Source organism: Streptomyces sp. NPDC041784 (assembly GCF_055591025.1).
The window spans coordinates 32344-51695 of record NZ_JBVJAB010000034.1 but is presented as its reverse complement, the minus strand read 5'-3'; the positions used below and the strand labels follow the sequence as shown (position 1 = coordinate 51695).

15 protein-coding genes are annotated in these 19352 nt (G+C 71.9%); 5 read left to right on the top strand and 10 right to left on the bottom strand.

What is annotated here, in order from left to right; translation table 11 throughout:
• Positions 1-27: 27 nt before the first annotated feature.
• Positions 28-819, bottom strand: a complete 792-nt coding sequence (locus tag ACZ6D7_RS40545) for an IclR family transcriptional regulator (protein WP_469502007.1) — start codon at positions 817-819, stop codon at positions 28-30.
• Between the two features lie 32 nt (positions 820-851).
• On the bottom strand, positions 852-1724 hold the full coding sequence (gene purU / locus ACZ6D7_RS40540; RefSeq protein ID WP_469502004.1) for a formyltetrahydrofolate deformylase: 873 nt from the start codon (positions 1722-1724) through the stop codon (positions 852-854).
• A gap of 253 nt (positions 1725-1977) precedes the next feature.
• Between purU and ACZ6D7_RS40535 the strand changes: the two genes are divergently transcribed.
• Positions 1978-3111 (top strand): aromatic ring-hydroxylating oxygenase subunit alpha, encoded by a 1134-nt coding sequence (locus ACZ6D7_RS40535; protein ID WP_469502001.1) that lies wholly within the window; start codon positions 1978-1980, stop codon positions 3109-3111.
• Between the two features lie 65 nt (positions 3112-3176).
• Here the strand turns inward: ACZ6D7_RS40535 and ACZ6D7_RS40530 are convergent, their stop codons facing one another.
• The 3 genes from ACZ6D7_RS40530 to ACZ6D7_RS40520 all read right to left on the bottom strand — a co-directional run bounded on the left by ACZ6D7_RS40530 (position 3177) and on the right by ACZ6D7_RS40520 (position 5693).
• Entirely contained in the window at positions 3177-4028 is an 852-nt protein-coding gene (locus tag ACZ6D7_RS40530; RefSeq protein WP_469501998.1) for an MOSC domain-containing protein, read from the bottom strand.
• Positions 4029-4153: 125 nt separating this feature from the next.
• On the bottom strand, positions 4154-4477 hold the full coding sequence (locus tag ACZ6D7_RS40525) for a pyridoxine 5'-phosphate oxidase C-terminal domain-containing protein (RefSeq protein WP_469501995.1): 324 nt from the start codon (positions 4475-4477) through the stop codon (positions 4154-4156).
• Positions 4478-4553: 76 nt separating this feature from the next.
• Positions 4554-5693 (bottom strand): magnesium and cobalt transport protein CorA, encoded by a 1140-nt coding sequence (locus ACZ6D7_RS40520; protein WP_469501991.1) that lies wholly within the window; start codon positions 5691-5693, stop codon positions 4554-4556.
• A gap of 166 nt (positions 5694-5859) precedes the next feature.
• On the opposite strand from ACZ6D7_RS40520, the gene ACZ6D7_RS40515 reads away from it, so the two are divergent.
• Positions 5860-6966 (top strand): winged helix DNA-binding domain-containing protein, encoded by a 1107-nt coding sequence (locus ACZ6D7_RS40515; RefSeq protein ID WP_469501987.1) that lies wholly within the window; start codon positions 5860-5862, stop codon positions 6964-6966.
• Between the two features lie 124 nt (positions 6967-7090).
• Here ACZ6D7_RS40515 and ACZ6D7_RS40510 read toward each other — a convergent pair whose 3' ends face one another.
• The 3 genes from ACZ6D7_RS40510 to ACZ6D7_RS40500 form a co-directional block, all read right to left on the bottom strand.
• On the bottom strand, positions 7091-7882 hold the full coding sequence (locus ACZ6D7_RS40510; protein WP_469501984.1) for a S1 family peptidase: 792 nt from the start codon (positions 7880-7882) through the stop codon (positions 7091-7093).
• Positions 7883-8141: 259 nt separating this feature from the next.
• Complete coding sequence (locus ACZ6D7_RS40505) at positions 8142-10952, bottom strand: helix-turn-helix transcriptional regulator (RefSeq protein WP_469501979.1); 2811 nt, start codon at positions 10950-10952, stop codon at positions 8142-8144.
• Between the two features lie 250 nt (positions 10953-11202).
• Positions 11203-12042, bottom strand: coding sequence for a response regulator transcription factor (locus ACZ6D7_RS40500; RefSeq protein WP_469501976.1), 840 nt, complete (start codon positions 12040-12042; stop codon positions 11203-11205).
• A 200-nt stretch (positions 12043-12242) separates the two neighbouring features.
• On the opposite strand from ACZ6D7_RS40500, the gene ACZ6D7_RS40495 reads away from it, so the two are divergent.
• Positions 12243-13913: an AMP-binding protein gene (locus tag ACZ6D7_RS40495; RefSeq protein ID WP_469501973.1), complete on the top strand. Its 1671-nt coding sequence runs from the start codon at positions 12243-12245 to the stop codon at positions 13911-13913.
• A complete protein-coding gene (locus tag ACZ6D7_RS40490; protein ID WP_469501969.1) occupies positions 13910-15523 on the top strand; it encodes an AMP-binding protein in 1614 nt (537 codons plus the stop codon). The genes ACZ6D7_RS40495 and ACZ6D7_RS40490 overlap by 4 nt, the downstream gene beginning before the upstream one ends.
• Positions 15524-15555: 32 nt before the next feature.
• Here ACZ6D7_RS40490 and ACZ6D7_RS40485 read toward each other — a convergent pair whose 3' ends face one another.
• Positions 15556-15891: a hypothetical protein gene (locus ACZ6D7_RS40485; protein WP_469501966.1), complete on the bottom strand. Its 336-nt coding sequence runs from the start codon at positions 15889-15891 to the stop codon at positions 15556-15558.
• 862 nt (positions 15892-16753) lie between these two features.
• On the opposite strand from ACZ6D7_RS40485, the gene gcl reads away from it, so the two are divergent.
• Complete coding sequence (gene gcl / locus ACZ6D7_RS40480; RefSeq protein ID WP_469501964.1) at positions 16754-18538, top strand: glyoxylate carboligase; 1785 nt, start codon at positions 16754-16756, stop codon at positions 18536-18538.
• A gap of 107 nt (positions 18539-18645) precedes the next feature.
• Here gcl and ACZ6D7_RS40475 read toward each other — a convergent pair whose 3' ends face one another.
• A complete protein-coding gene (locus ACZ6D7_RS40475) occupies positions 18646-19275 on the bottom strand; it encodes a TIGR04222 domain-containing membrane protein (protein WP_469501961.1) in 630 nt (209 codons plus the stop codon).
• Between the last annotated feature and the right edge of the window lie 77 nt (positions 19276-19352).

The window sequence follows — 19352 nt, the reverse complement described above, 5'->3', positions numbered from 1 at the left end:
GGGAGAGGCGGAGCCGTGGGCGGGGCGTCAGCCCAGGTGGCCGAGCCGGCGGCTGAGTTCGTCCGCGCCCTCGATCAGCACCGGTGCGATGTCGTGCATCCGCTGCTCGGTGAGGCGGAAGGCGGGCCCCGAGGCGGAGAGGGCGGCGACGGTCTCGCCGTCGGCCGAACGGACGGGAGCGGCGATGGCGTTGAGGCCCTCCTCGTACTCCTCCACCGTCATGGCGTAGCCCCGCTCGCGGGCCTCGGCCAGATCCGCCTCCAGCTTCTCCCTGGAGGTCAGCGTGCGCGCCGTCATGCGGTCGAGCCCGGCCGCGGCGATGAGCTGGTCCCGGTGCTCGGGCGTGAGGTGGGCCAGGAGAATCTTGCCGCTCGATGTGCAGTGCATCGGCGTCTGCCGTCCGACCCAGTTCTGCGCGGTGATGGCGGACTGGCCGCGCACCTGGTCGAGGTTGATCACGTGGTGGCCTTCGAGCACCGCGATGTTCATCGTCTCGCCCAGGACCTCGGCGAGACGCTCGCAGATCCCCCGCCCGTGCTTGGTGACGTCGATGCGGCCCGTGACCGCACCGGCGAGGCGCACGATCCCGAAGCCGAGGCGGTACTTCCCGCGCTCGCCCTCCTGCTCGACCATCCCATGTGCCTCCAGCGCGCCGAGCAGGCGAAACGCGGTGGACTTGTGGACGTCGATCGCCTCGGCCACTTCACTGACGCCTGCCTCGCCGCGCTGGGCCAGGATCTCCAGCACGGTGACAGCCCGGTCGACGGACTGCACACCGCCACTGGACGTGCCCGCGGACTCGGTGCCGTAGCTGTTCATGGCGAAACAATAGGCGAACAGGTCAGCACTGGTCAGCGGAAGACGACCGTGCGATTGCCGTTGATCATGATCCGGCTCTGGCTGTGCCACTCCACGGCCCGGGCGAGGACCTGCGCCTCGACGTCGCGCCCCAGGGTGACCAGACTCTCGGGGCTCTGAGCGTGGTTCACGCGGATGACGTCCTGCTCGATGATGGGCCCCTCGTCGAGGTCCGGGGTGACGTAGTGCGCCGTGGCCCCGACGAGCTTGACGCCGCGCTCGTGCGCCTGGACGTAGGGCCGCGCGCCCTTGAAGCTCGGCAGGAACGAGTGGTGGATGTTGATCGCCCGGCCTTCGAGCTGCTTGCACAGGTCGTTCGACAGGATCTGCATGTAGCGGGCGAGGACCACGAGGTCGATGTCGAGCTCGTCGACGAGCTTCAGCAGCCTCGCCTCCGCGTCGGCCTTCGTCTCCCGGGTCACGGGAACGTGGTGGAAGGGGATCCCGTAGCTCTCGGCGAGCGGTTCGAAGTCCCGGTGGTTGGAGACGATCGCCGGCACCTCGATGTTCAGCGCGCCGGTGCGTCGGCGGAAGAGCAGGTCGTTCAGGCAGTGTCCGAACTTCGACACCATGATCAGGGTGCGGGTCGGGGTCGACGCGTTGTGCAGCTGCCAGGAGATCCGGTACGCCTCCGCCACCGGGGCGAAGCCGGACCGCAGGTCCTCCAGTGACGTGCTCGGGTCCGAGACGTCGAAGTGCACCCGCATGAAGAAGAGGTCCTGCAGCCGGTCGTCGAACTGCTGACTCTCCTGGATGTTCCCGGAGTGCCGGACGAGGAAGCCGGTGACGGCGTGGACGAGGCCGGAGCGGTCCGGGCAGGAGAGGGTGAGGACGAACTCACGGTCGGGGTGCGGTCGAAGAGACACTGAGTCCTCCCGGAGAGTGCGCATTACGCAACAGTGGGATTGATACGCAACATGGTCCTGGTTGTGGTGCCCCGCGGTCAAGGGGCCGCACCTGACGCCGCCTCCCTCGGGGCGGCGCGACTTCGGCGGCCCTCGGGAGACCTCTTGACAGTGATCCGGGCGGGCTGCACTGTTTGTTGCGTAAGTCGATACAGGTTGCATATGAAGCAACTTCAGCGGTTCCTGCCCGAGACGCTTTCCTCCGAGGTGAACCATGACCACGACCGGCCTGCCCGACAGCCTGATCGCGACTCTCCCCGGTGATCACTACACCGACCCGGAGATCTTCCGTCTGGAGCAGGAGCGCATCTTCGAGTCCATGTGGTTCTGCGTGGCACGCTCCTCGGAGCTGGCGAAGCCGGGCGCGTTCAAGACCGTGGACGTGGGGCGGGAGAGCGTGCTGGTGACCAGGTCCCGGGACAGGTCCGTCCGCGCCTTCTTCAACGTGTGCCGGCACCGGGGCGCGAAGCTGTGCACGGAGGAGTCCGGTGAGGTGAAGCGGGCGTTCCAGTGCCCCTATCACGCCTGGACCTACGACCTCGACGGCAAGCTCGTCGCGGCTCCGAACCTGACGAAGATGCCGGACGTGGGCCGTACCGAGTACGGCCTGGCGAGCGTGCCGGTGCGCGAGTGGCTGGGCTATGTGTGGGTGTGCCTGGCCGAGAACCCGCCCCCGTTCGAGCAGTCGGTGATCGCGGATGTGGTGGCGCGCCTGGGCGACGTGGAGTCCATCGACCGGTACGACATCGAGAGCCTGGAGGTCGGCAGGCGGATCGTCTACGACGTGAAGGCGAACTGGAAGCTGATCATCGAGAACTTCATGGAGTGCTACCACTGCGCGACGATCCACCCGGAACTGACCGAGGTGCTCCCGGAGTTCGCCGACGGCTACGCCGCGCAGTACTACGTGGGCCACGGTGCCGAATTCGGCGCGGACGTCCAGGGGTTCACCGTCGACGGCTCGGCGGGCCTGGACCGTATTCCCACGGTCTCCGAGGAGCAGGACCGCCGGTACTACGCGATCACGGTACGGCCGCAGGTGTTCGTCAACCTGGTCCCCGACCATGTGATCTTCCACCGGATGTACCCGGTGGCCGTCGACCGGACGATCGTCGAGTGCGACTGGCTGTACCTGAAGGGCGTGGTGGAGAGCGGCCGGGACGTCAGCCGGTCGGTGGAGCTGTTCGACCGGGTCAACCGGCAGGACTTCGACGCCTGCGAGCGCTGCCAGCCGGCGATGAGCTCGCGCCTGTACGCCAAGGGCGGCGTCCTGGTGCCCAGCGAGCACCACATCGGCGAGTTCCACGCCTGGGTCCAGGACCGCCTCGGCTCGGGCCGGCCCGAGTAGGTCCGGTCACGGACGAGGCGGCCACGGCGGCGGCACTGCTCGAACTCGGAGAGGACGCCGCCAGGTCAGGCCCAGCGGACCTGGTCGCCGAGCTGGATCAGCCCCGGCCGGAGCACCTGGGCGTAGACGCCGGCGCACGGCTGCGGTCCCATCGACTCCAACGGGATGACCCGGTTGTGGTCCGCCAGGACCCGGAGCGCGGCGGTGTCCGGGGGGAGAGCGCCGTGCGCCAGGGTGGGAACGGCGCAGCGCGGGGTGCGGGCGATGACGCGCAGGGTGAGGTCGGCACCGATACGGAGGGCCCGGCCGGTCCAGTCGTTCTCCGCGAAGCCCGGTCCGAGAGGGGTACGGATCACGATGTTGGGGCGGTAGCGCTCCGCCGCGGCCGTGCCGGTCGGGGCGAGGGCGGCGATGCGGGCGACCGTCGAGGTCGTGAGGAGATGGACGGGCGCGTAGTCGAAGAACGTTCCCTCCGGAGAACCGCCGCCCAGCCGCCCCTCTCGTGCGCTCACCGGCAGCTCGGAGACGTTACGCAGGACGTCCTCGGGGTCGGCGCGGTCGAGTGTCGCCTCGTGCGGAGGGGTGTCGGTGAGCGAGACGCGGCGGCCGACGACCTCCGACAGCGCGTCGTCGACCCCCGGATCGGTCGACCACAGCTCCTTGCCCCCTGGAGCGGCGATGCGTACCGCGCAGTCTTCGGCCCGTGCGGTGAGGGCGAGCAGTTGGCGCCACAGACGCGGATGCTTGGCGCTGGCGACCTTGCCGGTGTCCCGGTCCGTCAGAGCGAAGCGCCGGTCGCGGGCGAGGCCCCGCTCTGTGACATCGACGGCGGCGAGCTCCTCGCCGAGCATCGACTTCACCGGGTAACGCAGCAGCCGGCCCACCGCCCCCAGCGTGCCTGATTCTCCCGACGTCACCGTGCAAAGTATCGAGGCCTGTACAGCGGACGCCAAGGGCCTCCCGGAGCCCGCTGGTGCAGTGCCCTGCCGAGAGGCCGCCGCACACGGCGATGGGTGCGCGGCTCTTCCTCCCCCCCGTGGAGCTACGGCCACAGCATGTGGCGTTCCCACGCGCTGTGACGGTCAGGGCGTTCGTAGCGCAGCCGGTTGTGGAGGCGGCCCTTGTCCGCCCGCCAGAACTCGATCTCGACCGGAACGAGGGTGTGGAGCGTCCATTCGGGGCTGACCAGAGCGGGCTTCGACTCGATGCGGGCCGGCGCCGCACGGAAGGCCCGGTCGCGCTCCTCGGGGCCTTCCAGGTGCTCGCTCCGGCGGCCCAGCAGCACCGCGGCGCGGGCTGAGGGCGCACGCGCGAGCAGGTCGGCGGCGCTCTGCTCGGGGGACGCGGGCTCGACGGTGCCCCGCACCCGTACGGGGCGGGAGCCGGACGACCGGACCCGTGGTCCACGGGCGCCGCAGCGCGTCAGCGATGTGGCTGGCTGCTCAAAGCCAGTCCCGCCTCTTGAAGATGACGTACAAACTGGTGCACACCACCGCCATCAGGAGGATGGCGAAGGGGTATCCCATCACCCAGTGCAACTCCGGCATGTGCTCGAAGTTCATCCCGTAGATCGTCCCGACCAGCGTCGGGGCGAACAGAATGGCCGCCCAGGAGGAGATCTTCTTGATCTCCTCGTTCTGGGCGAAGCCCGCCTCCGCCAACGCCCGCATCTCCGCGTTCTGTTGCTGGGTGACGAGGGTGGCGTTGACGGTGAGGATCTCGGTGAGGGCCAGGCGGAAGCTGTCGACGCGTTCGCTGGTGTGGGTGACGTGGTCGGCGACGTCCCGCAGGTAGCGCTGGAGTTCCTCGTCCGTGCCGTACTTGGAGAAGCCGGCCATCAGGCCGTGCAGCATGCCGACCAGGGGGCGGGTGGCGCGCTGGAACTCGACCATCTCGCGGGAGAGTTCGTAGATGCGGCGGGAGACCTCCGGGTCGCCGCGGAAGACCTCCGTCTCGATCTCGTCGATGTCGTTCTGGACGCCGTAGACGACCGGCGCGTAGTCGTCGACCACCGCGTCCAGGATCGCGTACAGCACCGCCTCGGGGCCCAGTCTCAGCAGCTCCGGGGTCGCCTCCATACGGCGGCGCACCGCCGACAGGTCCGGCGCCGCTCCGTGGCGGACCGTGATGACGAAGTCGGGGCCCACGAACACGTGCAGCTCGGCGAAGTCGATCTCCTCCGGCGCGTCGAGGTAGCGGGCGGCGCGCAGCACGACGAAGAGGGTGTCGCCGTACCGTTCCAGCTTGGGGCGCTGGTGGGCCTCCTTCGCGTCCTCGACGGCGAGCGGGTGCAGGTCGAACTCCCCGGCCAGGGAGTGCAGTTCGCTCTCCGTCGGGCGGGCCAGGCCGATCCAGGCCATGCCGGCCGGCTGCTCGCGCAGTGCCCGGAAGGTCTCCGCGAGGGTGTCGGGCGCCAGGACGCGGACGCCGTCGCGGTAGAGCACCGCCTGCACGACGCTGGCGACCTCGCCGCCCTCCGGCGGCTCGGGGTCCTGCGGGGCGGGCGGGCTCGCCGGTGCCGAGGGCGGCGGGGGCGGCGTGCGGCGCCAGCCGGGCTTCCGGGGACTGGGGCGCTCGGGCATCGCGGCTGCCTCTCCGTCGGGTCGGTCGAGCCTACGTCCGCTTGATCACGGTGCAGGATATACCGGGCATACGACCCCCGGAGGGTCACCCCGATCCGCCTCCCTCCCCCCACTCGCCCCGCGTTGCGGACAGAACGTGTCCGCAAGCCCCGATATTTTCCTGTACATGACGAAGACGACCTCCGCCGCCCCCGTGCTCGACGCCCGCGCCCTCAACCGCGCGACCCTCGACCGGCAGTTGCTGCTGCGGCCCTCCGCGCTGTCGGCGAAGGAGGCCGTGGCACATCTGCTGGGGCTCCAGGCCCAGAACGTCAGGCCGCCGTACTACGCGCTCGCGGCCCGCCTCGACGGGTTCGGCCCGGAGCGGCTGTCGGCGCTGATGGCCGACCGCGAGGTGGTCCGGATCGTCACCATGCGCTCCACGATCCACACCCACACCGCCGACGACTGCCTCACCCTGCGGCCGCTGGTCCAGCCCGCCCGCGACCGTGAGCTGAACGCGTTCCGCAAGGGTCTCGCCGGGGTCGATCTGGACCGGCTCGCCGTGCTCGCCAGGGAACTCGTGGAGACGGAGCCGCGCACGATGGGGCAGCTGCGCGAGGCGCTGTCCACGCATTGGCCGCAGGCCGACCCGCAGTCCCTCGCGATCGCGGCCCGCTGTCGGCTGCCGCTGGTCCAGGTCACCCCGCGCGGGCTGTGGGGGAGGAGCGGACAGGTCGCCCTGACGACCGCCGAGCACTGGCTCGGGCGGCCCGCCGCACCGGCCCCGGCGCCGGAGGACGTCGTCCTGCGCTATCTCGCCGCCTTCGGCCCGGCCTCCGTCAAGGACATGCAGACCTGGGCCGGGCTGACCCGGCTGCGCGAGGCCTTCGAGCGGCTGCGGCCGCGGCTGGTCACCTTCCGGGACGAGCGCGGCGTCGAGCTGTTCGACCTCCCGGAGGCCTCCCGCCCGGACCCGGCGACCCCGGCCCCGCCCCGGTTCCTGCCTGAGTTCGACAACCTGCTGCTGTCCCACGCCGACCGCTCCCGGGTCGTCCCGCCCGAGTACCGGGGCCGCACCTGGCAGGGCAACCAGGCCCACAGCACCCTGCTCGTCGACGGCTTCCTGACGGGTGTGTGGCGGCTCGAGGAGGGCGCGCTGGTCGTCGAGCCGTTCGGGCGCCTCACCGCGGGGCAGCGGCGGGAGGTCACCGAGGAGGGCGAGCGGATGCTGGCCGCGCTGCACCCGGGACAGCCGTACGACATCCGGTTCGGGACCGTCGTACGGAGCTGACGGCCGGCCCGACCGGGCGCGGGCATTGGAAAGGGGGCGCTGCGGGCCGCTCGTGGAGGCTCGCAGCGCCCCCTGGTATGTCACCTGAGGGGTGCTCAGGAGTGCTGGGGGGTCACGCGGTGACTTATGAGTTCACCTGCGTGGTGACCAGGCTGGAGAAGGTGGTCAGCCGGGTGTAGACACCCGGGTAACCGGCCTGCGCACAGCCCTCGCCCCATGAAGTGATCCCTGCCAGGACGCCCCCGATGAGCAGGGGACCGCCGCTGTCGCCCTGGCAGGTGTCTACGCCGCCGGAGGTGTATCCGGCGCAAACCATGTCGGACTGGATGAAGTCCGAACCGTAGGAGCTGCTGCAGCTGGAGTCGGACACCGTCGGCACGGTCGCCGTCCGCAGCTGGTTGGACGAACTGCCGTTCGCCGAGGTGGTGCCCCAGCCCAGGACCCGGGCGGTGGTGCCGGCCGCGTACACACCGGTCTGGGACGAGGAGACGTACGACGCCGTGGTGTACGGCATCGAGGTCGACAGGGTCAGGACGGCCACGTCGTCGCCGTTGGTGGCGTCCGTGTAGCTCGGGTGGATCCAGATCTTGCTCACCCGGCTGACCGTGCCGTTCGTACCGTTGAGGTACGTGCGGCCGCCGACGACGCGCACACTGCTGGTGGTCTCGCCGACCATACAGTGCGCGGCCGTGACGACCTTGGTCGCCGAGACGAGGGTGCCGCCGCAGAACTGGTTCTGCGAGGCGTCCGTGATCTGCATCATGAACGGGTACGCGGTCGTGGTGGTCGTCGTGCCGCCGACGATCGGCTGCGGCGCTGCGACAGCGGTGGGGGCGCTGAGCAGAGCGGTCGCGGCCGCCGCGGCGGTCGCCGCGACGAGGGCGGCGGCCTTCTTGGCACGGTAGAGCCCGAACATGAGTCTCCTCGTGGGGGATTTGCCGGTGGGGGGTCGCGCGGGTGTGGGGGGTGTGCACGGGGGTCGCGGGACCGACCCCCGTGTGCCCGGGCGAGCGGCACATCCCGAACGCTAGGGCCCGGCGCACCCTCCTCCCAATGAGGGAACCCCCTAGGGGAGTTGGGGCAGGGAAAACCCTCGGTCGCCCCCAGGGGACCCACAGGTGCCTCCGGGTCCGCGCTCAGTGGACCCGCGAAGGGCAGTTAACCCCGCGCCCCGCTCACTTGGCGTGGCGCCCCGCCGCCAGTCGGACAATATCCACCCGCGAGCGGATCCCCAGCTTCCGGTAGACCCGGGTCAGGGTCGCCTCGACCGTCTTGACGCTGATGAACAGGCGCGCGGCGATCTCCCGGTTGGTGGCGCCCTCCATGACCAGCGCGGCGACCTGACGCTCCATCGAGGCCAGCCCCTCCAGCGCGTCGGCCGCGGGGGCCGGCCGGGCGGCCGGCTCCGGCCCGGCCGACCCCTCCAGGGCCGCCGCGTCCACCTGGCGCAGCCAGGGCAGCGCCCGGCACCGCCTGAACAGCCGCGCCGCCTCGTCGTACGACGTCGGCTCCGGCCGCCGGGTGCGCAGCCGGGCCTGCGCGAACGCGGCCCGCGCCTCCTCCAGTCCGTAGCCCAGTTTGGCGAGCCGGTCCTGCACGGACGTCAGCCGGGCCAGCGCGGCCTCGTGGTCGCCGTGCGCCGCCCGCACCAGGGCCTCCGCACGGTCCAGGACCGCGAGGACGCTCTCCCGGCCCAGCCTGAGCGCGTGCTCGCGGGTGACGTCGATGACGTCCTGCGCCTCGCCCGGCTCGCCCACCCGGACCAGCGCCTCGGCGAGGTCGCCCTGCCAGCGGCCGCGGGCCGGGTCGGTGATGCCCAGGCCCTGCTCCAGCTCCCGCACCCGGCGCAGCGAGGCCACGGTGCCCGCCGCGTCCCCGGCCACCAGCTGGGCGTAGCCCAGCGCGGCCAGCGCCCGCGAGAGGTACATCTGGTCGCCGTCCTCCTCGGCGCGGTCGGCGGCCTCCCGGGCCAGCGCCAGCGCCCGGTCCACATCACCGCCGGAGGCCTCGGCCAGGGAGGTGAGCATCGCGGAGGCACCCAGGCCGATGCCGGAGTCCCGGGCCAGCCGCAGGCTCTCGCGGGCCAGGTCGAGGGCGCGTCCGCAGTGCCCGGAACGCAGTTCGGTGTCGGCGAGGAACCGCTGGAAGTGCACCTCGCTCTCGACCATCCCGCGCCGGCGCACCTCGCGCAGCAGCGCGGTGATGGTGGAACGGGCCTCGGGGAGCTGGTCGCTCATCAGCAGCCAGCGGAACCGGGCCATGCCGGCGCCGTTGTGATGGCACGCCACGTACGGGTCCTGGGGTTCCTTCAGCGCCCGTTTGATGGTGGTCGGCGCGAGCGGATGGCCCATCAGGATCTCCGTCGACGCCTGGAAGGAGAGCGCGAACAGCTCCGTACGGCGGTCACCGCCCCGGGCGGCCAGCTCCGCGGTGTGCGCGGCCTCCTGCCGTGCCTCGGCGAAGTCGCCCTCGACGATCAGCTTGCGCCAGGCGAGGTGGTAGTGGACCAGGGCGAGCAGCCGGGGGTCGTCGCCGGCGTCGGCGAGGGCCTGCGGGAAGACGGAGTCGACCTCGCCGAGGGCCTGCCCGGCGGCCTCGATGACCACCTCCCAGGCGCGGATCCGGTCGGCGGGCACGGTGGCCCGGGTCAGCACCTCGCGCGCGATGTCCCGGGCGAGGTCCACCTCGCCAGCCGTGATCGAGTCCTCCGCCGCCTGCAGCCGGTGCTCGTCCGGGGCCGGGGCACCGTCCGGCGGGGTGTGCCGGGCGGCGAGCAGCCCGAGCGAGGCGGCGACCGACGGCGCGCCCCGGTCCCGGGCCAGCGCGGCGGCCTCGGCGAGCCGGGCGGCCACCTCCGGGTCGGTGCCGGTGGTCGCCAGCGCCAGGTTGCGGGCCCGTTCGATCGGATCGGAGGCCGCCGTGGACAGCGCCGCGTGCGCGGCCCGGCGATCCTGCGCGGGCGCCTCCGCGTACAGCGCCGCCGAGATCAGCGGGTGCGCGAACCGTACGGCCGGCCCCTCGGACTCGGTCGCCAGCAGCCCCAGCGCGGCCGCCTGGGCGGTCTCGGCCTCGGCGTTCTCCCGGCCGGCCGCGTGCAGCAGGGCCAGCGTGGGGCGGGCGCCGGCGCTGGCCACCAGCAGGGTGCGGCGGGCCTCGTCGGAGAGCATGTCGAGCCGGCTGAGCACCAGCGCGCGCAGCGAGGTGGGCACCGGCAGCGGCTCGCCGGGCCGGGGCGGGGTCGGATTCTCGCCGAGGGCGCGGCCCAGTTCCAGGGCGAACAGCGGGTTGCCGCCGCTGGTGCGGTGGATCTCCCGCACGGTCGAGCGGGGCAGCGCGGTGTAGCCGCGGTGGTCGAGCAGCGCGGAGACCTGGGCGCGGGAGAGCGGGCTGAGGCGGACGGCGAGCGTGTCGGGCGGGGACGCGCGTAGATGCCGGTCGTACTCCTGGCCCTCCGTGCGCACCGCGCACAGCAGTTGGACGGGGGTGTCGCCCAGCCGGCGGGCGGCGAAGCCGAGCAGTTCGGCGCTGGCCGGGTCCAGCCACTGGAGGTCGTCGGCGACGAGCAGCACCGGACCGGCGGCGGCCAGGGCGCGCAGGGCCGAGAGCACGGCGAGACGCAGGGCGAGGCCGTCGCGTTGCAGAGTCGATTCGCCTCGGCCGGTGAGCGCCGACTCCAGGGCCGTGCGCTGGGCCGACGGCAGCTTGTCCGAGATCTCGTCCAGGACCAGGCCGAAGAGGTCGGCCAGGGCCAGGAACGGAAGGTGTGATTCGGACTCGGTCGCCGAGCAGCGCAACACGGTGTGCGCCGACTCGCCGTAATCCGCGGCCAATGCCCGCAGCACGGTCGACTTTCCTATTCCGGCGGGGCCGTGGAGGAGCACACTGCCGCCGCGCACCAACTGGTCCCGGGCGGAGCCGAACAGCTCCTCCCTGCCGATGACCAGGTCGGGGCGGCATCTGGCAGGCTCCTTGAAGTCCCGTCGCACGGTTACCGCTCCCCTCCGTGTGTCGTGTCCGGGCCAAATTCTAGGCAACGTCTCTTTGAAATTCGGAGGGACAGCGTGGTGAGGCAGATAACAAAGTGACGCACAGGGAAATTCATCACGGCCGCCGGTGAATGGAAGCTGATCGTGCGGACCTCTCTCGAGTCGGACGCAGGACCCCTCCCTGGCTTGATCCGAGCGCTGTTCCCGGGGACGTCCCGGATGTGCGAGCACTCTGCCACGGCCGTGTTACCTACGGCAGCAGTCCCGCCCGCCGTGCCGCCACCACCGCCTCCCCGCGCGTGTGGGCGCCCAGTCGGCGCATCGCCGACCGCAGATACCCCTTGACCGTCTCCGGGCGCAGGCCCAGCCGCTCGGCGGCCGCCGCGTTCGTCGCCCCCGCCGCCACGCACGCCAGCACGTCCAGCTCACGCGGCGCGAGCACGACCGGACACTCCCCGGCACCCGGCCCCGCCTCGTGGCCCGGGGCCAGCAGTCCGCAGACGTCGAGCAGTTCGGCACGCAGCGCCGAGTCGCCGATCCGCGGGGCCAGCGCGCGCAGGGCCGCGTGCGCCTCGCGCACCTGTTCCCACTCGGCGCCGCGATCGGGCTGCGGACGGGCCGCCGTCAGCAGGTCGCGCACCTCGTCCCCGGCGACCAGCGCCTGCTCCACGTCCCGGGCCACGTCCACCGCCGCGTTCAGGGTGCGGTCGCCCAGCGGCTGGGCCGTGCGCAGAGCGCCGTACAGCACCCCGCGCACCCGCCGCCGCACCACCACCGGGACCGCCAGCACCGAGCGCAGACCCTCCTCGGCGACGGCCGCGTCGTACTCGTGGCTGATCTGCCGGGAGAGGGAGTAGTCGGTCACCGCGCACGGGCGGGCCAGCGCGACCGCCTTGCCGCCCAGGCCGTTGCCGGAGGTCACCGCGAGGCCGCTGAGCGCGGGCGTGGCTGCGCCGCTGAACTCGCTGATCCGCATCCGGTGGCGCCCCGGCTCCACCAGACCGCCGAAGGCGACCGGCAGCCCCGTCGTGCGCCGCAGCCGCGCCAGCGCACCGCGCATCTCCGCCGTTCCGCCCGTGTCCGCCGCCACGTCCTCGCCCTTTCCGCGTGGCTAGGTGCCGCACACCCCCGTTCGGGGGTAGTGAGACCTGCATCACGGATTACACGATGTCAGAGAGCCGCTGGCAATGGTCCGGAACCACGGGAGTGAGCCGATGGGCGCGAGACCCACGGGACGCGCCCCACGGAACGCGTCCCGCGGCGGAACGACCCGAGAAGCAAGGAGGACGGATGACGACGGCGACGGAGAGCTTCCGCAGGGCACGGGACTTCCTGCTGGAGCACCGCGAGGACTACACGACCGCTTACGAGCGCTTCGAGTGGCCCCGCCCGGAGCACTTCAACTGGGCCCTCGACTGGTTCGACGTCATCGCGGACGGCAACGACCGCACCGCCCTGCACATCGTCGAGGAGGACGGCTCGGAGACCCGGCTGACCTTCGCCGAACTGTCCGAGCGCTCCGACCGGGTCGCTACCTGGCTCCGCGGGCGCGGGGTCAGTGCCGAGGACCGGATCCTCGTCATGCTCGGCAACCAGGCCGAACTCTGGGAGACCGCCCTCGCCGCGATGAAGCTGCGCGCCGTCGTCATCCCGGCCACCCCGCTGCTCGGCCCCGCCGACCTGCGCGACCGCGTGGAACGCGGCCGGGTCCGGCACGTCCTCGTGCGCGCCGAGGACACCGGCAAGTTCGCCGAGGTGCCGGGGGAGTACACCCGGATCGCCGTCGGCGGCGCGCCCGAGGGCTGGCAACGGTACGAGAACGCCTGCGACGCCCCCGCCGGCTTCACCCCGGACGGCCCCACCCACGCCGACGACCCGCTGATGCTGTACTTCACCTCCGGCACGACCGCCCGCCCCAAGCTGGTCGAGCACACCCACACCTCGTACCCGATCGGCCACCTGGCCACCCTGTACTGGATCGGCCTCAAGCCCGGCGACGTGCACCTCAACATCTCCTCACCCGGCTGGGCCAAGCACGCCTGGTCCAATCTCTTCGCGCCGTGGAACGCCGAGGCGACCGTCTTCATCCACAACTACTCCCGCTTCGACCCGGCCCGGCTGATGGCGGAGATGGACCGCGCGGGCGTCACCACCTTCTGCGCCCCGCCCACCGTCTGGCGCATGCTCATCCAGGCCGACCTCACCCAGCTGCGCACCCCGCCCCGGGAGGCCGTGGCCGCCGGCGAACCCCTCAACCCCGAGGTCATCGAGCAGGTCCGCCGCGCCTGGGGCGTCACCGTCCGGGACGGCTTCGGGCAGACCGAGACGGCCGTGCAGATCGCCAACAGCCCCGGCCAGGAGCTGAAGACCGGCTCGATGGGACGGCCCGGCCCCGGCTACCGGGTGGAGCTGCTCGACCCGGTGTCGGGCGCGCCCGGCGCGGACGAGGGCGAGATCGCGCTCGATCTCTCGGTCCGGCCGGTGGGCCTGATGACCGGATACCACGGTGACCCCGACCGTACGGCGGAGGCGATGGCCGGCGGCTACTACCGCACCGGTGACATCGGAGCACGGGACGAGAACGGCTACCTCACGTACATCGGACGCAGCGACGACGTCTTCAAGGCCTCCGACTACAAGATCAGCCCCTTCGAGCTGGAGAGCGCGCTGCTGGAGCACGAGGCGGTGGCCGAGGCGGCCGTCGTCCCCGCCCCGGACGAGCTGCGGCTCGCCGTGCCCAAGGCGTACGTCGTCCTGGCCGAGGGCTGGGAGCCCGGGCCCGACACCGCGAAGATGCTGTTCGAGCACTCCCGTGAGGTCCTCGCCCCCTACAAGCGCGTGCGGCGGCTGGAGTTCGCCCCGCTGCCCAAGACGGTCAGCGGCAAGATCCGCCGGATCGAGCTGCGCGAGGCGACGGCGGCGGGCTCGGCGCAGGAGTACCGCGAGGAGGACTTCCGGTGACCTCGGACACGGCCCGCGCGACCTCGTACACCCACGGCACCAGTGGCACCCCGCTGCTCGGGGACACCATCGGCGGCAACCTGGACCGGGCCGTGGCGGCCTGGCCGGACCGCGAAGCGCTGGTCGACGTGGAGTCGGACCGGCGCTGGACGTACGCCGCGTTCGGCGCGGACGTCGACCGGCTGGCCCGCGCCCTCCTCGGCGCCGGGGTCGCGAAGGGCGACCGGGTGGGGATCTGGGCGGTCAACTGCGCGGAATGGGTGCTCGTCCAGTACGCCACCGCCCGCATCGGGGCGATCATGGTCAACATCAACCCGGCCTACCGCACGCACGAGGTCGAGTACGTGCTCAACCAGGCCGGAGTGTCGCTGCTCTTCGCCTCGCTCCGGCACCGGACCAGCGACTACCGGGCGATGGTCGAGCAGGTGCGGCCCAGGTGCGCCGGGTTGCGCGAGGTGGTGTACATCGGCGACCCGAGCTGGGAGGCGCTGCTCGCGCGGGCGACCCCCGACACCGCCTACCCGGACCTGTCCTGCGACGACCCCGTCAACATCCAGTACACCTCGGGTACGACGGGCTTCCCCAAGGGGGCGACCCTCTCCCATCACAACATTCTCAACAACGGTTACTTCGTGGGCGAGATGATCGCCTACAGCGAGCAGGACCGGATCTGCATCCCGGTGCCCTTCTACCACTGCTTTGGCATGGTCATGGGCAATCTGGCGGCGACCTCGCACGGCGCCTGCATGGTGATCCCGGCCCCCTCCTTCGACCCGAAGGCCACCCTGGAGGCGGTCCAGCAGGAGCGCTGTACGTCCCTGTACGGCGTCCCGACCATGTTCATCGCGGAGCTGAACCTCCCCGACTTCGCGTCCTACGACCTCTCCTCGCTGCGCACCGGGATCATGGCGGGCTCGCCCTGCCCGGTGGAGGTGATGAAACGGGTGGTCGCCGAGATGAACATGACGGAGGTGTCGATCGCCTACGGCATGACGGAGACCTCGCCGGTCTCCACCCAGACCCGCCGCGACGACGACCTGGAGCATCGCACCGGCACGGTCGGCCGGGTCCTGCCGCACATCGAGGTGAAGGTCGTCGACCCGGCGACCGGGGTGACGCGGCCGCGCGGCACGGCGGGCGAGCTGTGCACCCGTGGATACAGCGTGATGCTCGGTTACTGGAACGAGCCGGAGAAGACCGCCGAGGCCGTCGACGCGGGCCGCTGGATGCACACCGGGGACCTCGCGGTCATGCGTGAGGACGGCTACGTCGAGATCGTCGGCCGTATCAAGGACATGATCATCCGGGGCGGCGAGAACATCTACCCGCGCGAGATCGAGGAGTTCCTCTACGGGCACCCCGGGATCCAGGACGTCCAGGTCGTCGGCGTCCCGCACGAGAAGTACGGCGAGGAGGTCCTCGCCTGCGTGATCCCCCGCGATCCGGCCCACCCCCCGACCCTGGAGGAACTCCACACCTTCTGCGCGGGCCGCCTCGCCCACTACAAGATCCCGAGCCGGCTCCAAGTGCTGGACACCTTTCCGATGACGGTCTCGGGCAAGGTCCGCAAGATCGAACTACGGGAGTCGTACGGGGGCCAGGTGTACTGATCACGAGCGCTGTGGCCCACCCCGGCCGTCGCTCAGGCGCCCCCGGCGTCCAGGGCGGCGGCCGCTGCGTTCAGTGGTCGGGGGGTGCCCGTCGGATCCAGAAGGAAGAGCGGGACGTGGAGCCGGTCGGCGCCGGCCCGGGCCTCGTCGGCGTATCCGGCGAGCGAGAAGTACACGCACTGCGAGGACTCCTGCATGGCCGTCAGCCACAGACACTCCACGTCCCGCAGTGAGGCCGGGCGCGCGCTCGGGTCCACCTGGGCCAGCAGCCCCCGCGCGGCGAGCCCGATGCCGGAGGTGGGCCGCTGGTCGGCCCGGCGGACGTCGTCATGGCCGAGCCAGCGCAGATAGAGTGCGGCGGCCGTCACCGCGTCGAGCGCGGTACGGATGGCGACGGAACGGAAGGCGGGCCGACCGTTCGCCGACGCGGGTTCCGTGGCCGGGACGGCCGCCGACGGCGAAACCGGTTCCGCAACCGGTTCCGCAACCGGCTCCGGTTGCCGCTGGGGCCCGGCCGACGCGCCTTGCCCGGCCGATGCGGAGGGTTTGGCAGTCCCGGCAGCCCCGGCCGACTCGGGGTGCCTGGCCGACTCGGGGTGCCTGGCCGTCCCGGGCCCCGTCGACCTCGTACTCCCGCCCGGCTCGGAGGGTGTGGCCGACCCAGCAGTCTCACTCGTCCCGGCGTGCTTGGCCGTCCCGGGCCCCGCAGCCCCGGCGGACCCGGCGTGGTCGGTCGACCCCTCGGGCCCGGCCGCCCAGGGAGACTCACCCGCCCCCGCCGCCCCGCTCACCCCCGTCACCGGGATGCGCAGTACCGTCCCGCACGGGCAGCCCAGTTCGGGGTGGGGCCAGTGAGTGCGGTGGCCGCAGGCCGTGCAGTGGAGGGTGATCCACTCCTCGTCCCACGCCCGGTGGGCGACGGCCGACGGTGCCGTACGGAGGTCGAGCGGCGGGGCGACGGGAGCACCGCACGCGCACGGGTAGGACGGCGCGGTGTAGAGGCGCTCGCGCCGGCAGGCCGGGCAGCGCACCGGCACGCTCTCGGACATGGCCCCATGGTCCTCCTTCGGCCCCCGCTTGTCCGTCTCTTGACGACCTTCGTGTGCCCACTTACATTGCTTCCAGATAGTAGAAAAGAATTTCCGTAATGCGGAAAAGCCAGGAAAAGCTAAGTTCTCACCGCGGGGCGCGACGGGAGAGCGATTCCGACAGCCGAAGCAGGAGTACTCGATGGCTCGAATGACCGCTGCCCGCGCGGCAGTTGAGATCCTCAGGCGCGAGGGCGTCACCGCCGCGTTCGGGGTGCCCGGCGCGGCGATCAACCCCTTCTACGCGGCCCTCAAGGCGTCCGGCGGCATCCAGCACACCCTCGCCCGCCATGTGGAGGGCGCCTCGCACATGGCGGAGGGCTACACCCGCACCCACCCGGGCAACATCGGCGTCTGCATCGGCACCTCCGGCCCGGCCGGCACCGACATGATCACCGGCCTGTACTCGGCCACCGGCGACTCCATCCCGATCCTGTGCATCACCGGCCAGGCGCCGACCGCCGTGATCCACAAGGAGGACTTCCAGGCCGTCGACATCGCCTCGATCGCGGCACCCGTGACGAAGTGGGCCGTCACCGTCCTGGAGGCGGCCCAGGTGCCCGGCGTCTTCCAGCAGGCCTTCCACCTGATGCGCTCCGGCCGCCCCGGCCCGGTCCTGATCGACCTGCCGGTCGACGTCCAGCAGACGGAGATCGAGTTCGACCCCGACACCTACGAGCCGCTCCCGGTCTTCAAGCCGGCCGCGACCCGCGCCCAGATCGAGAAGGCCTTCGGCATGCTGAACGCCGCCGAGCGCCCGCTGATCGTCGCGGGCGGCGGGGTCATCGGCGCCGACGCTTGCGAACTCCTCGTCGAGTTCGCCGAGTTGACGGGCACTCCGGTGATCCCGACCCTGATGGGCTGGGGCGCGATCCCCGACGACCACGAGCTGAACGCCGGCATGGTCGGCCTCCAGACCTCGCACCGCTACGGCAACGCGACCTTCCTGGAGTCCGACTTCGTCCTCGGTATCGGCAACCGCTGGGCCAACCGCCACACCGGCCGGATCGACGTCTACACCGAAGGCCGCACCTTCGTGCACGTCGACGTCGAGCCCACCCAGATCGGCCGCATCTTCGCCCCCGACTACGGCATCGCCTCCGACGCGAAGGCGGCCCTGACCCTTTTCGTCGAGGTGGCGAGGGAGCTGCGGGCACAGGGGCGGCTCCCCGACCGCTCCGCCTGGGCGGCCGCCGCGCAGGAGAAGCGGGCGACGCTCCAGCGCCGTACGCACTTCGACGACGTCCCGATCAAGCCGCAGCGCGTCTACGAGGAGATGAACAAGGCGTTCGGCCCGGACACCCGATACGTCACCACCATCGGCCTCTCGCAGATCGCCGGCGCCCAGATGCTGCACGTCTACCGGCCGCGGCACTGGATCAACTGCGGTCAGGCGGGCCCGCTCGGCTGGACCGTCCCGGCGGCGCTGGGCGTGGCGAAGGCCGACCCCGGGGCCCAGGTCGTCGCACTCTCCGGCGACTACGACTTCCAGTTCATGATCGAGGAGCTGGCGGTCGGCGCGCAGCACCGGATCCCGTACATCCACGTCCTGGTGAACAACGCCTACCTGGGCCTGATCCGCCAGGCGCAGCGGGCGTTCGACATCGACTTCCAGGTCAAGCTGGAGTTCGAGAACATCAACTCGCCCGAACTGGGCGTCTACGGCGTCGACCACGTCAAGGTGGCCGAGGGGCTCGGCTGCAAGGCGATCCGGGTGACGGACCCCGCCGACCTGGGCGCCGCCTTCGAGCAGGCGAAGAAGCTGGCCGCCGAGTTCCAGGTGCCGGTCGTCGTCGAGGCGATCCTGGAGCGCGTCACCAACATCGCGATGTCGACGACCAACGACATCGGCAACGTCGTGGAGTTCGAGGAGATCGCCACCGAGCCGGAGCACGCGCCCACGTCGATCAGGACGCTGAAGGTCTGAGCCGGATCCCTGTGGGGAGGGGGCGGCCCGTCCGGGGGACGGGCCGCCCCCTTCCGTCGGTTCAGCAGGAGCCGCCCCATGACGTCAGCAGGAGCCGCCCCAGGACGTCAGTACGAGCCGCCGCAGGACGTCGATCCGCCGCAGTAGAACCCCGAGCCGCTCGAACTTCCGCTGCTCCCGCCCCCGCGGGGAGCCCGCCGGTGGAACGGCTTGCCCGCCACGTCGGCGCGCGGGAGCAGCCCCGCCCGCAGGGCGAAGCGCGGCACGAGGACGCGCAGGGCCTCCTCGCCGTACAGGGCCACGGCCAGCGTCGCGTCGCCGGCCGGTACGTCCTTGCGGTCGGCCGGGAGCGGATGCTCGGCCCGCAGGGCCTGGAGGGCGCCGCGGCCGGCGCGGCTGCGGTGCGGTGGCAGCAGCCGCAGCAGGCCCGCGGACCGTACGCCCCGCACCAGGTCGGCGACGGCCCGGCCGACAGTGGGATGGACCATCAGCTCCGGAAGACCGGCGGGCCGCTCGAGGGCCTCGCGCACGGCTTCGGCGAGCGGCGGAAGGAGGGGCGAGGCCTGCCCGGCATCCTCGGGGGACGCTCCCGAGGTCCGCAGTCTGCCGGGCCGGCCCGCCTCGACCACGCCCCGCAGATGCAGGTCGACGACGGCCGTCGTGACGGCCGCGCGGGGACCTCCCCGCAGCAGCGCGACCTCGTACGGCTGAAGCCGGACCGACCCGTCTCCGCTCATGGCGCGTCCCCCCGTGGCGGGGCCCGCCGCCCCCGTGCCGACGGGCCCCACGTGACCACAATGTGCCCGCGGGCAGG

Coding starts and splice junctions, on each gene's coding strand:
- ACZ6D7_RS40535 (WP_469502001.1), top strand. CDS start 1,978: ATGACCACGACCGGCCTGCCCGACAGCCTGATCGCGACTCTCCCCGGT.
- ACZ6D7_RS40545 (WP_469502007.1), bottom strand. CDS start 819: ATGAACAGCTACGGCACCGAGTCCGCGGGCACGTCCAGTGGCGGTGTG.
- ACZ6D7_RS40515 (WP_469501987.1), top strand. CDS start 5,860: ATGACGAAGACGACCTCCGCCGCCCCCGTGCTCGACGCCCGCGCCCTC.
- ACZ6D7_RS40475 (WP_469501961.1), bottom strand. CDS start 19,275: ATGAGCGGAGACGGGTCGGTCCGGCTTCAGCCGTACGAGGTCGCGCTG.
- ACZ6D7_RS40495 (WP_469501973.1), top strand. CDS start 12,243: ATGACGACGGCGACGGAGAGCTTCCGCAGGGCACGGGACTTCCTGCTG.
- ACZ6D7_RS40510 (WP_469501984.1), bottom strand. CDS start 7,882: ATGTTCGGGCTCTACCGTGCCAAGAAGGCCGCCGCCCTCGTCGCGGCG.
- ACZ6D7_RS40520 (WP_469501991.1), bottom strand. CDS start 5,693: ATGCCCGAGCGCCCCAGTCCCCGGAAGCCCGGCTGGCGCCGCACGCCG.
- gcl (WP_469501964.1), top strand. CDS start 16,754: ATGGCTCGAATGACCGCTGCCCGCGCGGCAGTTGAGATCCTCAGGCGC.